General features: G+C 44.6%; 14 protein-coding genes. 1 reads left to right on the plus strand and 13 read right to left on the minus strand.

Annotation, left to right across the window (positions count from 1 at the left end; genetic code table 11):
• Positions 1 to 53 precede the first annotated feature (53 nt).
• The 11 genes from hemH to EYR97_RS16775 form a co-directional block, all read right to left on the minus strand.
• Entirely contained in the window at positions 54 to 1133 is a 1080-nt protein-coding gene (gene hemH, locus EYR97_RS16725; RefSeq protein ID WP_131094804.1) for a ferrochelatase, read from the minus strand.
• Between the two features lie 222 nt (positions 1134 to 1355).
• The gene (locus EYR97_RS16730; protein WP_131094805.1) at positions 1356 to 2957 is read right to left on the minus strand and encodes an AbgT family transporter; all 1602 of its coding nucleotides are present in this window, start codon (positions 2955 to 2957) and stop codon (positions 1356 to 1358) included.
• 289 nt (positions 2958 to 3246) lie between these two features.
• Positions 3247 to 4128, minus strand: coding sequence for a protease modulator HflC (gene hflC, locus EYR97_RS16735; RefSeq protein WP_131094806.1), 882 nt, complete (start codon positions 4126 to 4128; stop codon positions 3247 to 3249).
• Positions 4129 to 4133: 5 nt separating this feature from the next.
• Positions 4134 to 5285 carry an FtsH protease activity modulator HflK gene (gene hflK, locus EYR97_RS16740; RefSeq protein WP_131094807.1) on the minus strand — a complete coding sequence of 384 codons (1152 nt, stop codon included), beginning with the start codon at positions 5283 to 5285 and terminating at the stop codon, positions 4134 to 4136.
• Positions 5286 to 5349: 64 nt separating this feature from the next.
• Entirely contained in the window at positions 5350 to 6639 is a 1290-nt protein-coding gene (gene hflX, locus EYR97_RS16745) for a ribosome rescue GTPase HflX (protein ID WP_131094808.1), read from the minus strand.
• 20 nt (positions 6640 to 6659) lie between these two features.
• Positions 6660 to 6908: an RNA chaperone Hfq gene (gene hfq / locus EYR97_RS16750; RefSeq protein WP_014951092.1), complete on the minus strand. Its 249-nt coding sequence runs from the start codon at positions 6906 to 6908 to the stop codon at positions 6660 to 6662.
• A gap of 77 nt (positions 6909 to 6985) precedes the next feature.
• A complete protein-coding gene (gene miaA, locus EYR97_RS16755; RefSeq protein ID WP_219996019.1) occupies positions 6986 to 7879 on the minus strand; it encodes a tRNA (adenosine(37)-N6)-dimethylallyltransferase MiaA in 894 nt (297 codons plus the stop codon).
• Positions 7880 to 7922: 43 nt separating this feature from the next.
• Entirely contained in the window at positions 7923 to 9776 is a 1854-nt protein-coding gene (mutL, locus tag EYR97_RS16760) for a DNA mismatch repair endonuclease MutL (RefSeq protein WP_131094810.1), read from the minus strand.
• 159 nt (positions 9777 to 9935) lie between these two features.
• The gene (locus EYR97_RS16765) at positions 9936 to 11279 is read right to left on the minus strand and encodes an N-acetylmuramoyl-L-alanine amidase (protein WP_131094811.1); all 1344 of its coding nucleotides are present in this window, start codon (positions 11277 to 11279) and stop codon (positions 9936 to 9938) included.
• Between the two features lie 33 nt (positions 11280 to 11312).
• Positions 11313 to 11795 (minus strand): tRNA (adenosine(37)-N6)-threonylcarbamoyltransferase complex ATPase subunit type 1 TsaE, encoded by a 483-nt coding sequence (gene tsaE, locus EYR97_RS16770; RefSeq protein ID WP_131094812.1) that lies wholly within the window; start codon positions 11793 to 11795, stop codon positions 11313 to 11315.
• 71 nt (positions 11796 to 11866) lie between these two features.
• The gene (locus EYR97_RS16775; protein ID WP_131094813.1) at positions 11867 to 13366 is read right to left on the minus strand and encodes an NAD(P)H-hydrate dehydratase; all 1500 of its coding nucleotides are present in this window, start codon (positions 13364 to 13366) and stop codon (positions 11867 to 11869) included.
• A 6-nt stretch (positions 13367 to 13372) separates the two neighbouring features.
• Between EYR97_RS16775 and queG the strand changes: the two genes are divergently transcribed.
• Complete coding sequence (gene queG, locus EYR97_RS16780) at positions 13373 to 14521, plus strand: tRNA epoxyqueuosine(34) reductase QueG (RefSeq protein ID WP_131094814.1); 1149 nt, start codon at positions 13373 to 13375, stop codon at positions 14519 to 14521.
• An 18-nt stretch (positions 14522 to 14539) separates the two neighbouring features.
• On the opposite strand, the gene EYR97_RS16785 is transcribed toward queG, so the two are convergent.
• Complete coding sequence (locus EYR97_RS16785; protein WP_131094815.1) at positions 14540 to 15100, minus strand: hypothetical protein; 561 nt, start codon at positions 15098 to 15100, stop codon at positions 14540 to 14542.
• Between the two features lie 37 nt (positions 15101 to 15137).
• Positions 15138 to 16229 (minus strand): uroporphyrinogen decarboxylase, encoded by a 1092-nt coding sequence (gene hemE, locus EYR97_RS16790; protein WP_131094816.1) that lies wholly within the window; start codon positions 16227 to 16229, stop codon positions 15138 to 15140.
• Between the last annotated feature and the right edge of the window lie 220 nt (positions 16230 to 16449).

A 16449-nucleotide genomic window follows, 5' to 3' on the forward strand; every position in this document is an offset into this window, starting at 1 on the left:
TACCTCATTTTTGCAGTTTAATTGTTAATGCTGGTTGAACTTATTATGTGAACCTATTTATCAGCACCTAATGAAGTGGCTAACTTAGCCCGAGACTCGTTATCTACGCTTACCGCCCATCCATGTAGGTTTTCCTGCACAATTTCAAATAATGCATCAATATGTTCTTTGTCACTGTTAAGGGCTTCGATGTACTCATAACGTTCACCACCCGCTTCCATAAAGTATTCGCGATTTTCCTCGCCAATTTCCTCAATGGTTTCAAGGCAATCTGCCGAGAACCCAGGGCACATGACCTGAATAGCTTTTACCCCTTTTTCAGGAAGCGCTTTGAGCGTTTCATCGGTGTATGGCTTTAGCCACTCTTCTCGCCCAAAGCGCGATTGAAACGTCGTCATATAATCATCTTTGCCTAAACCTAGCTTCTCTGCCAGTAGTCGTGATGTTTTGTAACATTCACAATGATATGGGTCGCCATTCATCAGGTAACGCTTTGGAATACCATGGTAAGACAAAATAAGCTTGTCGGCTTTACCGTGTTTCTCCCAATGGGCTTTTACCTTATTTGCCAAAGCCGTAATAAAACTGTCTCTATCGTGGTAATGATTTACGAATCGCAGCTCTGGCAACCAGCGACGAGAAGTGAAGTCATTGGCGATGGCGTCAAATGTAGAGCCTGTCGTCGAAGCACTGTATTGTGGATAAAGAGGTAACACCACCAGTTTTCTAACGCCTTTAGACAACATGCTATCAATTACATTGGAAATAGCTGGGTTGCCGTAACGCATTGCGAAATCCACCACTACATCGTCACCATAGGCGGCTTTACAACGCTTTTCTATTTCCGCTGCTTGCGCCTTGGTAATTGCCATTAAAGGCGAACCTTCTTCAGTCCACACCGTAGAATAGGCATGTGCTGAGCGTTTGGGACGGAAGTTCAAGATAATTAAATTAAGTACAAACCACCAAATGAACTTTGGTACTTCCACTACTCTAGGATCTGACAAAAACTCTTTAAGATAAGGACGAAGCGCTTGCTTTGTTGGCGCTTCAGGTGTACCTAAATTCGTTACCAACACGCCTATTTTGTCAGCCTGCCCATGGGTAAACCCAGTGTTCGATTTATACTTCATTAAATACTCTTCCCAAGTAATACTGCGCGTTTTTCTAGCTGTAAGTCGCTACAGAGCATGAATGCTTTACATGTTTATTCGATATTATACTGATTTGCTGTGAATAATGATCGCTAACAACATGAAAATAACTCGATTCCATCAATAGAATTTAGGTATTAAAAAAGGCGCTATTCACTACAAATAACGCCTTCCTATTTAAAATTAATCTGCTAACCGAAACTACGGCTGATAGTATGTAGCTGCACCTGGGCCTACTGGCATGCCAAGTAAGAAAACCCACACATAGAACAATAAAGTCCAGCCTACAATAAACACCATGGTGTAAGGCAGCATCATGGCAATAAGCGTTCCCATTCCCAAGTCTTTCCTGTAACGGGCAGCCATGGCAAGGATCAATCCGAAGTAACTCATCATTGGCGCAATCACGTTGGTGACGGAGTCTCCAATTCTATAGGCAGCTTGGATAACTTCAGGTGCGTAACCGATTAACATTAACATGGGAACAAAAATAGGTGCTGTAACCGCCCATTGTGCAGAAGCGCTGCCCAATGACAAGTTCACCACGCCACACATTAAAATAAACAGAATGAATACGGCAGGGCCATCTAATCCAGCGGCTTGAAGCAGTGCTGCGCCTTTGACCGCAAGTACGGTTCCAAGATTTGTCCATTTAAAGAAAGCAACAAACTGCGCAGCAAAAAATACGAGTGTAATGTATAGCCCCATCGCACCCATGCTTTTTGACATAGCATTAATGACATCTTTGTCATTTTTCATCGAGCCAGTCACTTTACCGTAAACAAAACCTGGGATAGCGAATGTAATAAAAATGAACGCCACAATACCTTTTAAGAATGGAGACCCAGCCACTTCACCAGTTTCTGGATGACGCAAAATACCGTTTTCTGGCACTACGGTTAATGCCAACACAGCGCATACCGCAATAAAAGCGATACCCGCCCAACGCAAACCTTTCTTCTCAAGTGAGGTAGGCGCATCCATCGACTGATTGCCCAAATCTATAGACGCTTCTGAGGCGTCATATTTACCCAGTCGAGGCTCAACAATTTTCTCAGTAACCAATGCTCCCATGGTTGCGATGACAAATGTACTGACAAACATGAAGTACCAGTTAACCTCTGGACCAACGACATAATCAGGCGCAATCATATGAGCAGCCGCTTCGGTTATCCCTGATAGAAGGGGATCAACCGTACCCAATAATAAATTGGCACTATAACCTGCAGACACACCAGCAAAGGCCGCGGCAAGTCCTGCAAGCGGGTGACGACCGAGAGAGTGGAAAATCATGGCGGCCAGTGGAATTAATACCACATAACCAAGTTCTGACGCAGTGTTTGAAATAATACCTGCAAAAACAATGGCAAAAGTTACAGCTCGCTGAGAAGCATTCATGACCAATGCGCGCATAGCAGCAGACAACAAACCTGAATGCTCTGCAACTGACACACCTAATAGTGCCACTAGCACTGTACCTAGCGGCGCAAAACCGGTGAAATTTGTTACTAGGCCAGTGACTATACGCTGCAGGCCTTCAGCACTCATTAGCGAGATAACTTCAATCATGCCATCCGCTTCACGTCCTTTCGCTCCTTCTGGACGTGGATCTGCAACAGCAATATCGAAATAGCCCAAAATTCCACTTAACACCACAATAAAGAGTGACAGTAGCGCGAATAATGTTACTGGATGCGGTAGTAAGTTACCTAAAAACTCTACCGTGGCTAGAAATCGTGAGAATAACCCGCCTTTTCCGCCGTTTGATTCGGCAGAAACTGTATTTGTTTGTTCCGTGTTCAAAATTTTCCCTCTGTCGTTTATGGGCACCTACTTTATCGACAAGCACGCTGGGACGGCATACTTTCGCACAATCATAAGTGGTGCATCTTTTATAGTAAATTCGACGCTATTTTACCCGATTTAGCACAAATTTGGCAGTTATACTGGTAAATCAAAGGTAAACGCTTAGCAAAGAGACTTTCCATTGTTGATTTATCATAAATAAAATCAATACATTACAAATTTTTAGCGCAATAAAAAAGCCAGTCATCAGACTGGCCTTTTTCAACATTTTTAATCTAACTACGGCTTATTTACCCTTAGCGCCATTCATATATTTAAAGAATTCGCTATCAGGTGCAATCACCATGACGTCTTGCTTGCTGTTGAAGCTTTGTTTATAGGCATCCATACTACGAAGAAAGCTATAAAAATCTGCGTTTTTAGAATAAGCATCTGCGTAAATTTGCGCTGCAAGTGCATCACCTTCACCACGCAGCTGACGCGCATTACGTTCTGCATCAGCCAGCATAACGGTTACCTTGGCATCGATATTCGCCTTAATAACCTCTGCTTGTTCCTGCCCCTGTGAACGGTGCTCACGCGCTACACCTGCTCGCTCTGCCCGCATACGCTGGAAGATAGAGTTACTCACTTCAGTCGGTAAGTTAATTTGCTTAACGCGTACGTCAACAATTTCGATACCAAGCTCATCTGAAGATGTAGATGCTTGTTCCATTGCTTGATTCATTAGCGCTGAACGTTCACCAGAAACGATCTGCGCAATTGTACGCGTACCAAACTCTGAACGAAGACCGTTGTTCACCTTTTGCTTAAGTAGCGCTTCAGCTTGTAGTTTGTTGCCACCAGTAGAAAGATAATAACGAGCAAAATCATCGATACGCCATTTCACATAAGAATCGACAATAAGGTCTTTTTTCTCACTGGTAACAAAACGGTCTGGTGTGCCGTCCAGCGTTTGAATACGCGCATCTAAATGACGTACTGTATCAATGAAAGGTAGCTTAAAGTGAAGTCCTGGCTCAAACACTTTAGTTTCACCGGTTCCTTCAACACGCTGAACTTTACCGAATTGAATAACAATCGCTCGCTCACCCTCTTTTACAACAAACAGCGCACCTGATGTCAATAAAACGAGAAGAACGAAAACAGCAATTAGTAAATTCTTCATAGCGATTATCTCCCCTCTCTGTAGCTATCACCACGTAGACCCGACGTCGGTGATGAATTGCGGCTTCTTCCCGCTGCATCAGTCACTGGCGCTTGTAAACCTTCTAACGTGTTACGAGAGCGGCTTGTGGTTGCTGACTGTTGACGCTCCATGATTTTATCTAGTGGAAGATACATCATGTTGTTACCGCCTTTGCTATCAACCAAAATTTTACTAGTACTACCAAGCACTTCTTCCATTGTTTCCAAGTAAATACGCTCGCGAGTAACTTGAGGCGCTTTTTCATATTGTGGCAGCAATTCGTTAAATCGTGCTACTTCACCCTGCGCTTCAAGCGTAACGCGCTCTTTGTAAGCTTGGGCTTCTTCGTTCATACGATTAACCTGACCACGCGCTCGCGGTTCAATTTCCCTGGCGTAGGCTTCAGCTTCACGAATGAAGCGTTGCTCATCTTCCTGTGCAGCAATAGCATCGTCGAATGCATCTTTAACTTGCTCAGGTGGACGCGCATCACGGAAGTTCATATCAATAATAGAAACGCCCATATTGTAAGGTTCAATAATGGCTTGAAGTTCTTCCCAAACCCGTTGACGTGTCACTTCACGACCATCTGTTAGTACGTCATCCATGGTTGAATGACCTACAACATAGCGAATAGCACTATCTAACGACTGACTGAGACTTTGCTCAGGACTTTCAACCGCGAACGTCCAACGGTAAGGGTCAACAACGCGGAATTGCATTTCCATTTGCACACTTACCACGTTTTCGTCTTCTGTTAGCATCGAGCCCGATGAAGATTGGTCACGAATAGACTGCACATCAACTGGAATCACTTTGTCGATAAACGTTGGGGCCCAGCGAAGACCTGGCTCAACTTGTTGGCTGTATTCACCGAAACGCAACACTACTCCACGCTCTGCTTCACGTATGGTGTAAAAGCCGCTGATAAACCAAATAACCACAAGTAAGCCAACGAGAATACCTGCGCCAATGCCACCCAAGCTCTTGCCTGAGTTACCACCGGTGCCACCAGACTTACCGAACTTGCCAAATAAGTTTTTAAACACATCGTCCAAATCAGGGGGCCCTTGTTCGCGCCCACCGCGATTTTTCCACGGGTCGTTATTATTGCCACCCGGCTCATTCCAAGCCATGCTTATACTCCATAGATTACTGTTATATTCTTTTGTTTTACACACTATCAGTCAGTCGAAGCGACTAATGGTGCACAACATACTCTGATATTCCGTTTTCCAGACGTTTTTCCAGTCTGTTCCAATCGGCAGCAGGCATTCTTACGTCCACTACCCAATCTCCTTGGCTGTCGTATTGCTCGCTCGATATACAATTTAGCTCATAAAGTACACCTCGTAGGCGACTATGAGCAGGAGGTATCTTAAGCGTATAATTCACCATGCTACGTCCTAAGCACTCGGTAAGCGCTTGGCTTAGCAATTCTGTACCATCTCCTGATTGTGCAGACAACCAGACTCGGACAGGAACGCCTTCGTCATTTCTTTCTATACGTGGTTTAACGTCTTCAAGTTTATCAATCTTATTACAGATTACTAACTGTTGGATCTCCCCAGCGTCAATTTCTTCTAACACATTGTTAACTTCGTCCATTGTTTCACGGTATTTTGCATCAGCAATATCAACAACGTGCAACAACAAATCTGCTTCTTGCGTTTCTTGAAGTGTTGCTTTAAATGCGGCAACAAGATCATGGGGGAGATGACGAATAAAACCAACCGTGTCGGCCAATATTGCAGGGCCAACATCTTTTAAGTCTATTTTACGTAGAGTGGGATCGAGTGTTGCAAACAACTGGTCGGCAGCATAGACGTGTGAATCGGTGATGGTATTAAACAAGGTAGATTTACCCGCGTTTGTATAACCGACTAAAGAGACTGTTGGAATTTCCGCACGCTTTCGAGAGCGACGTCCTTGCTCACGCTGCTTTTGAACTTTTTCCAACCTACGAAGAATGGCTTTAATTCGTCCTCGAAGTAATCTGCGATCTGTTTCTAACTGCGTTTCACCAGGACCACGTAGACCAATCCCACCTTTTTGACGCTCAAGGTGAGTCCATCCCCTGATGAGACGCGTAGAAATATGACGTAACTGCGCCAGTTCAACTTGTAACTTACCTTCATGTGTCCGCGCGCGTTGCGCAAAAATATCAAGGATAAGCCCCGTTCTATCTAGCACTCTGCATTTACACACTGCTTCTAGATTTCGCTCCTGTGAGGGAGAAAGCGCGTGGTTGAAAATAACAACATTAGCGTCATGCGCTTTTACCGCAGCTGCTATTTCCTCTGCCTTACCTGACCCAACAAAGAACTTAGCATGTGGTGCACTGCGCGAAGTTGTTATCACTTCAACGGCATCAACACCTGCTGAAGACACAAGAAGAGAAAGCTCACTTAAGTCTTCTTTGTTGCTCTCGTCGGAAAAATTAACATGAACAAGTACAGCCTGCTCACCGGCTTCATAACGGTCAAACAAGCGCGTTACCTTTTAATAAATTATTCACCTTTAGTATTTTCAGAATCTCCTGCACTGGGCATTGTAATAGCGCGAGCTGGAACCACTGTTGAGATTGCATGCTTATACACCATTTGGCTTACCGTATTCTTCAGAAGAATGACGAATTGGTCGAAAGACTCAACTTGCCCCTGAAGTTTAATGCCGTTTACCAGATAAATTGATACTGGAATACGTTCCTTACGCAAAGCGTTTAAAAATGGGTCTTGTAACGATTGCCCTTTAGCCATTTGATATCCTTAGTTTTTATTATTGGTGATAGCCTACTACTACCACTGCATGTCTAATATATACCACACTCCAAGTTCTAAAGTGTGACTTTCGCTGTAATTTTAGTCAAATTATCTTTAAAAAATGTGTCTAACCATGTCACGTCTTCCCAACCCCTTAACCACGTGAGCTGGCGCTTAGCTAACTGCCTCGTTGCTATGATGCCGCGTTCGCGCATCTCATCATAAGATAGCTGACCGTCTAGGTACTGCCACATTTGCCTGTATCCCACAGAGCGGATAGACGGTAAATCTTCGTGAAGATCAGTTCGCTCATAGAGTGCTGACACTTCTCGTTCAAAGCCTTGCGCTAACATCAAGTCAAAGCGCTGAGCAATACGCTCGTGTAAAACCGACCTTTCTTTTGGAGCAATGGCAAATTGAACAATATTAAATGGACACTTCGCACTTTCTTGTTGCTGCCAATAAGTCAGCGTTTTACCAGTACTTCGATACACTTCTAACGCACGAGTTATGCGCTGCGGATCATTGGGGTGAATTCTCTCACCACATACAGGGTCTACGCTACGCAATTCGTCGTGCAATTTGGCCCAACCCAAGCGTTCAGCTTGTTCGGCAATTTCACTTCTTATCGATTCATCCGACTTAGGTAGTGGCGAAATTCCATTTATCAAGGCATTAAAGTACATCATTGTACCGCCGGCCAAAATTGGCACCTTACCTCTACCTAAAATATCTTCAATTAAGCTATTGGTATCGTTAACAAATTGCGACACAGAATAACTTTCAGCAGGGTCAATAATATCAATCAAATGATGCACTACCCCAGCGCGTTCTTTCTGCGTTGGCTTTGCAGTACCAATATCCATTCCCTTATAAACAAGGGCTGAATCTACACTAATCACTTCACTATCAACATGCTCAGCGATTTCTAACGCTAAACCTGTTTTACCTGATGCTGTCGGCCCCATTAACGCAATAACGGGCGATGCAGAATTTATGCCATTGGACAATTTATTCCCCCCATACCTCTAGCACCATTTTTAGGGGGCGAACTTTAGCAAATTGTGCAATATATTCCCATTGTTTCACTTCATCTAAAAGTTCAAACCAATTCCAAATCAATTGCGCTACTTCAATTTCAATACCATCCAATGGAATAGTAATAACTGAAGCGAGCTCTGCTTTAGCATATTCCTCAAGTGGCGCATCTATGGTAATAATGTGCTCAAACCACTTTAACCAAGGCAAATGCCGCGTACCAGCTGGAACCTGTTGTAAACGATACTTTCCAGCCACTCGATTAATTTCAAAATGCAAAGATTTAAGAAAAGCTAAGGTACTTTCATTCACGTCCACATTCGGAATTGCCACAGGCATCAGTAATGGTTGACTGTGTTGTGCATTTAAAAATAGTTCGCTAAGCCAGATACTTGCAAGTTTTTCGACACTTACCATATAAATTTTGTCAGCTTTTGGATAAATCCGCTTATAGGGCGTTAGATATACTCCCTCAACATTACTATGCGAGTGTGTAGTGTCGGTTAGTGTGTCGCTATTTGGCGTCATTAATGCGCGATAGCTAGTTTGATAGGCAGAACTTGGTGTTTTGCTTTGAAAACGTCCACTAGAAAACGAAGCACCGCCTTGCGCACATTCTCGTACGCTAGGGTTAGCCCCCTGATAGCTATTCGTACTCGTGATACTTCCTTCACTGACTGATGGCTTCGTATGTGGTTGATAACTGGAAGCGCGCTGTGAACCGAGATGCTCAGGTTGATGTGTTTGCAGTGGCCGAATGTAATCATGCGTTACATCAGGTGTCATATAGTCTTGGTTTGAATGCCCTTGCACCGCGGTATCGCCATCGTCCGAAGTTGCATGAAGCGCATCACTCACTGTCTTACAAATAAAGTCATGCACTAGACGACTTTGCTGAAAACGCACTTCGTGCTTTGCTGGGTGTACATTCACATCGACTTCGCGGGGGTTTAATGTTAAGAAAACAACAAAACTGGGTTGTTCGAGTACACCCCAAGCGCTTTCGTACGCTTGACGAATTGCGTGCATAATTAGCTTGTCGCGCATACCACGGCCGTTAACAAAACTGAATTGACAGTCGTTACTACTGCGCAGCATTACTTCATTGCCCAGCCATGCATCGATGATTATACCTTCATATTCTGACTTAACGTGAACCGCATTTTGTACAAACTTATGGCCTACAACCGCCCCTATGCGCGCTTCAACGCGACCTTCTTTATCACTGATGTAACGCTTTACTACCTTGTCGTTATGCTTAAGAATGAAGGATATATCTGGGTTACTTAGCGCTATGCGCTTAATTACCTCTTCAATATGTTGAAACTCGGTTTTTTCAGTGCGTAAGAACTTACGACGGGCAGGCGTGTTATAGAAAAGATCGGCGACATCTATCGTCGTACCAACGGGATGTGCGGCAGGTTTGACGCTAACCGCCATATCGCGACCTTCGCAATACGCTTGCCACGCTTCAGATTGATGTTCCGTTCGCGATGTTAGCGTTAACCGACTAACAGAGCTAATACTGGCAAGCGCTTCTCCTCGAAATCCCAGTGATAGAATTTGCTCTAAATCATCGAGACTTGTAATTTTACTTGTGGCATGACGGCTTAAAGCAAGTTGCAGTTCATCTTTTTCAATACCAGAACCGTTGTCTTTGATGCGAATTCGCTTGTGCCCACCTTTCTCAATATCTACTTCAATTTTAGTCGCACCTGCATCTAAACTGTTTTCAAGCAGTTCTTTGACCACGGATGCTGGACGCTCAACCACTTCGCCCGCGGCAATTTGGTTTGCGAGCTGAGGAGATAATAACTGAATAGGCAAATGGCTCATCCTATGATGTTAATTCTTAGATTCTGGCAGAGGCGAATACGCAATTTGTGTTAACCCAAAGGCTTAACGCAGTGCTGTGCGCTCAATGGTATGTCAAACCGCGCTTGAACTTCAATGCAAACCGTATCTACTTCACATTGAACGCGGGTTTCAGGTACGGGGTATAGTCAACACTTGCCCCACTCTAACGATATCACCACTTAAATCGTTGGCGGCTTTGATACTGCTCACTTTGACATTGTATCGCTGAGCCAATAAAGACAACGACTCACCGCTTCTCACTTTATGGGTACGGTTATTGGCTTTCTCAAATGCCCACAAGGTGCCGTCTGGTGGAACTTGTTTAAAGTAGCGTTTAGTGGCATTGAAAATGGCATTGGCAAGGCGTTCTCGGTGCGCTGACCAATTGAGGTTTTTTTCTTCTTGCGGATTTGATATGAACCCCACCTCAACCAAGATGGAAGGAATATCTGGTGCTGTTAACACAGCTAGACTAGCAGCCTGAGGTCTTCTTTTGTGCATGCTGGTCACTTTTTTCAACTCATCCACAACTTTATTTCCCAAATCATGACTGGTTGCCATACTGTGATCCATTGACAAACCAAGAATGGTCTCCGTTAGATACCGTTCACTCGATTTATCATTAATAACTTCTGCCGCCCCACCGAGTAACTCCGCATGACGTTCCGATTTTTCTAACCAACGTCCCAGCTCAGTATCGGCCCTTCGCATTGACAATACCCATACCGAACCGCCTCGCGGCTCTGGTTGACTAAACGCATCTGCGTGAATGGAAATAAGTAAGTCAGCTTTTTTCTCACGGGCAATTTCAGGGCGTCGATTAGGTGAGATATAACTATCACTACCTCTGGTCATGATGGCTTTCATACCTGGCTCGGCATCTATCATGTCTTCTAGCATTTTAGCAATGCTCAGCGTGATATGCTTTTCATAAGTGCCCGCTGGCCCTATAGAGCCGGGATCACGCCCTCCATGTCCAGCATCTATGGCAACGATAATATTAGTGTCTCTTGGGCTGGATTTATCATCCATTACCACATTATTAACAGAGGCTTGTAACGATGTATTTTGACTTGGAGCGCTATCGGCAAGGTCCACAACAAGTCGATGCCCCAAGTTGTCACTAGGTGCAACGGCGAAAAGAGACGGCTTTGCTTGTCTGGAAAGTTCAATAACGACCCTCGCTGACCGAGAGTCTTTAGCTTTTGAATAGCGTACTTTCTTAATAAGATTGCCGCTATTATCAATGTTAGACAAATTTAAATTGTCGTTGGTATTTTGCAAATCCACCACGACACGAAGAGGATTTTTTAGCGTAAAGTAGGTGAAGTCAGGCGCGGACTTCATATCAAACACAACCCGAGTGTTCTCAGATGAAGGCCAAATTCTTATGCCTTCGATATTATTTTGCGCTGCCTGCACGCCATGTACAACAACACAAAACAACAATATCGAAATTATACTGCGCACCATAACTCGCCTTTTTGCTTTTGTTATTATCTCTCTTTAAACGCATTTACACTGTTGAAGCAACGCTGCACCTTGGGTACTTTTTGCCTCAATCTGAAATTGTCTACCTGACAGTGTGATATTTATACTAATCACTAAGTCTGGCGATGCCAAGTACTCTGCACCTTTTTCAGACCATTCCACAAGTGCAATAGCCCCGCCACCGAAGTAATCTCTAATCCCCATAAACTCGAGCTCTTCGGGATCAGCCAATCGGTATAAGTCGAAATGATATATATTGACGCTTTCTAACTCATAAGGTTCAACCAGTGTGTAAGTTGGACTCTTAACGCTACCTGAATGCCCCAAGGCTTGAATAAAAAAGCGACTAAATGTGGTTTTCCCCGCGCCCAAGTCGCCATTGAGGTAAATTACAGCGTCGGCAGGAAGTTGGCTAAACACTGCTGCCGCTAAGTCCTTGGCTAGCTTAGCAGTATCATCTTCATTGTTGGCAAAGTAAGAGGCTTGCGGGTACGACATCGACAATATTCCACAGAATTAAATAACTGAAATACGCAATAGATGCCCACCCGATAAAAAATCACTCTACATTAGTGATTGATGAGAGCACGTACTGCGTCAAATAAATCGCTGGCTATCATACCACGTTGCCCATAAAGTTGCGCAATGTCATCACCCGCTTTCGCATGCAACACCACTCCGTATTTTGCGGCAATATCGGTTTCAACACCCTGGGCTAAAAGCGCACCTAAAATACCACTGAGTACATCGCCACTGCCCGCCGTTGCCATTCCCGGATTGCCGTGACGACATACCCACGTCTTTCTTTCGTTATCAATCAGTGTTCCTGCACCTTTAAGTACACATACCGCATGGTAGCGCTGTGAACATTGTCTCGCATAATTGAAACGATCACTTTCTACATCATCAATAGATACACCAAGCAAACGCGCCGCTTCCCCTGAATGCGGTGTTAAAATACTGTCAGATAGGGTGTAAGCCGTGGATTGCTTGCACAATAAATTGAGCGCATCCGCGTCTATAACAATAGGCTTGTTTTGGCTTTGGCAGTGTTTCAGTGTGGTTTCGAACGAAGTTTGTGCCCATTCATTCTGACCAAGCCCCGGCCCAATAATTACGCACGTAGCCCATTCCAAAGCATCTTCTAATTGGCTGTCTGTCACCATTAATTCAGGGCGCCCAGAACTCACCTGTATGACAGATGAAGAATGCGTATAAACCCGAACCATACCCGCACCACTGCGCAGAGCTGCCTCAGAAGCCAATCGTATTGCACCAGCAGTACCATGGTTTCCTCCTACGCATAAAAGTCGACCATACGTGCCTTTGTGACTGTTAATTTCGCGCGGGCCCATGCCTTTGAACTGATTGATATGAAGCATAGTGGCACTTGATTTAGCCAATGCTTGAAACGCTTTACCTATACCCAAATCGGCGTACACCAATTTTCCGCATGACTGTTTACCTGCGCCAGTCACAAGGCCAGGCTTGATACCCACAAAGGTTACTGTGATATCGGCTTGTACACAGCGCCCCAAACTCTGCCCAGTGTTTGCATCCAAGCCCGATGGAACGTCTACACTCACCACCGGCGTTGATGCATTGTTAAGCGCATCAATAACCACAGCAAACTCGTTGCGAATATAACTGTTAATTCCCGTGCCTAACAATGCGTCAATAGCAACATCAGATTTCTCGATAAGTTCGCCGTCAAATGCGGTAACTTTACCGCCAGAATCAAACCATCGCTGCTGAGCCTTACCAGCATCACCCTCTAATACGCGCTCAGGCTCTACTGCGCATACATGCACCTGCTTACCGGCTTGCTTAGCGTGCAAGGCGGCAATATAACCGTCTCCAGCGTTATTGCCCTGACCAACTAAAACCAAATAGACGTCAGAATTGGGCATAAGCTCTTGGCATTGTTTAAACACCTCTTCACCTGCACGTTGCATCAGCGTATATAGGTCACAGCCCGATTCAGTTGCAGCTTGCGCTTCATTTTCTCGAACCTGATCGGCTCTAAATAGTTTGTGTGATAAACTTGATGTGAGTTGAGTATCTAGCATGAGCAAATGTCCGCAATTAATTCTATCGACCTTGTTGAATTAACCAACAATATCAAGGCTTGGGGTGTAGCGCTAGGCTTTCAACAAGTTGGTATCAGTGATATTGATCTGCATCAGCACGAAGCGTACTTGCAATCGTGGTTAGATGAAGGGTATCACGGTGATATGGCATTCATGGTAAGTCACGGCATGAAGCGAGCGCGCCCAGATGAACTCGTCCCAGGCACTTTGCGGGTTATAAGTGTACGCATGAATTACCTACCTCCCGACGCCTCATTTGCTAAGCATTTAAAATCGTCAGACATCGGATATATAAGTCGTTACGCACTAGGCCGTGACTACCACAAAGTTTTGCGCAAACGGCTTAAGCAACTCGGAGAAAAAATCACTTCAGCGCTAGCTCACACACAATATCGGCCGTTTGTTGATTCCGCTCCAGTGTTAGAGCATGCAATAGCGGAAAAAGCCGGTATAGGGTGGACTGGCAAACACAGTTTGACACTGAATAAGGAAGCGGGGTCTTGGTTTTTTCTGGGTGAGCTTTTTATTAACTTGCCTCTTCCCACTGATAATCCCATTGAAGAAGGGTGCGGAAGTTGTACTGCATGCATGACAATCTGTCCTACTAATGCCATTGTTGCGCCCTATACTGTAGATGCAAGAAAATGCATTTCTTATCTCACCATTGAGTCTGACAGCGATATCCCTGAGGACTTGCGACCATTGATGGGTAACCGCATCTATGGCTGTGATGATTGTCAGCTTATTTGCCCTTGGAATCGCTATGCTGACATTTCACAGGAAACAGATTTTCACCCGCGCGACGTACTGCACGGGCAATCGTTAAATACCCTTTTCAGTTGGTCTGAAGAAACGTTTTTAGCCAACACGGAAGGCTCACCAATTAGGCGAATTGGATTTCAGAAATGGCAGCGCAATATTGCTGTGGCGCTAGGTAATGCCGCTTACAATGAAGAAAGCGTTAGGTTACTCAATGCGCGCTATGGTGCGGTAAGTGATATGGTAGACAGGCATATTGAGTGGGCACTAGCTCGTCAAATGGAAAAACAGTTGGCACAGAACAAAGACGTTGAAAATCGACAGCAGCAACGTTTAATTCGCGCTGTCGAGAAGGGCTTGCCACGGGATGCATGAAGGCAAACACGCAATAGGCTATTCAGCGATGATTGCCCCGTTATTTTCTATTGACTGATAAGTCGAAAATACAAGGTTAAGTTTTACATCATTGTGGGTACGCTGCACATTTATAGTTGGCATTTCCTCCCCCCACCAAGCATTTGCTTCAAGCGAGGCAACCAAGGTAGTTAACTCACGCTCTGAACCATTATATTGCCCGCCCACACGACAAGTATCTTGCACACACGACACTGACTCCACTTTGAAATTGACTGTGAAATTGCTCGTTTCATTCTTTACATCAACAAAATATGCAGCAAGAAACGCCTTTAACGATGACTCGTCCTCGGATGAATTAGTGCGCGTAAAAGTTTTTGAGGCTGAAGTTGTTTGCAATATCGGGGCTGTATGACTAGTAGTTCCAGTAGGCTTAATAACCTTTAGCTCACTATTTTCGGTTGAGCGAGGACGCGCAAGCACTGATGACAGGCGTTCCTTTTCGGCTTTCGACTCGGAGAGTTGATGCTGGTAGCCAGAAAATTTATATCCAGCTACCAATATGAACATCACGAGCAACAGTACAAACCACTGTTTCATCCTACGCTCTTTTATTTGTGATAGTTATTTGTAAAAGCTATTTGTGATATTGCTTACTTAACGCATGTACTGCGTTAACAAAAACACCCGCGTTTTCCGGTGGTACGTCAAGGTGAATACCGTGCCCTAAGTTGAAGACATGCCCTGTTCCTTCACCATAACCTGCCAGTATCGAGGCCACTTCTTCTTCAATTCGCGGCGCAGGCGCGTATAGCATTGATGGGTCCATATTACCTTGCAATGCCACTTTATCACCGACACGAGCACGCGCCTCTTTGATATCAATTGTCCAGTCAAGGCCAACCGCATCACAACCGGTGGCAGCAATAGACTCTAACCACATACCGCCATTTTTAGTAAACAAGGTAACTGGTACTTTGCGACCTTCACTTTCACGGGTAAGGCCGCTTACTATGCGCTCCATATATTGAAGCGAAAATTCTTTATAGTCACGAGGTGAAAGTACGCCGCCCCAAGTATCGAAAACCATCACAGACTGAGCACCAGCAGCAATTTGAGCATTTAAATACTCTGTTACCGAGTCAGCAAGTTTGGCCAAAAGCGCGTGCAATGTCGCCGGTTCAGCAAAAGCCATTTTCTTAATTTTTGTAAACGCTTTGCTTGAACCACCTTCAACCATATAGGTTGCTAGTGTCCAAGGACTGCCTGAAAATCCGATAAGCGGCACTTCGCCTTTAAGCTCTCGACGAATTGTACGTACTGCATTCATTACATATTGAAGTTCACCTTCAGGGTCGGGCAGGCCAATTTTATCCACGTCAGCTTTGCAGGTGATTGGCTTTTTAAAACGCGGACCTTCACCGGTTTCAAAATACAGCTCTAATCCCATTGCATCAGGAATAGTTAGTATATCTGAGAACAAAATAGCGGCATCAAGCGGGAAACGGCGCAAGGGTTGTAATGTTACTTCGCATGCCAACTCAGCATTTTTACACAGTGACATAAAATCACCGGCTTCTGCACGGGTAGCCTTATATTCTGGAAGGTAACGACCAGCCTGTCGCATCATCCATACAGGTGTCATATCAACCGGCTGTTTAAGTAACGCACGTAAGTAGCGGTCGTTTTTCAACGCGGGCTTATCAACACTAGGAATAGATTGCGACATATAATTCACCTAAAAAACTGTAGATACTGTAAAGATTTGAAGCGACCGATTATATCAGCAATATGGCGAGGTTGTGCTAAAACCTGAAGGAAATATCTGTGTTGCGACACACTGTCGATTAAAAGAGACGAATATTACTTGAAATTGATGCTTGCACTTATAGTAAGTGTTTGCTATTACTATTCACGTTAACTAAAAAGAAGCCCTACATGGGACCGTG

This window comes from Alteromonas sp. KUL42, assembly GCF_006538325.1.
Lineage (GTDB): Bacteria > Pseudomonadota > Gammaproteobacteria > Enterobacterales > Alteromonadaceae > Alteromonas.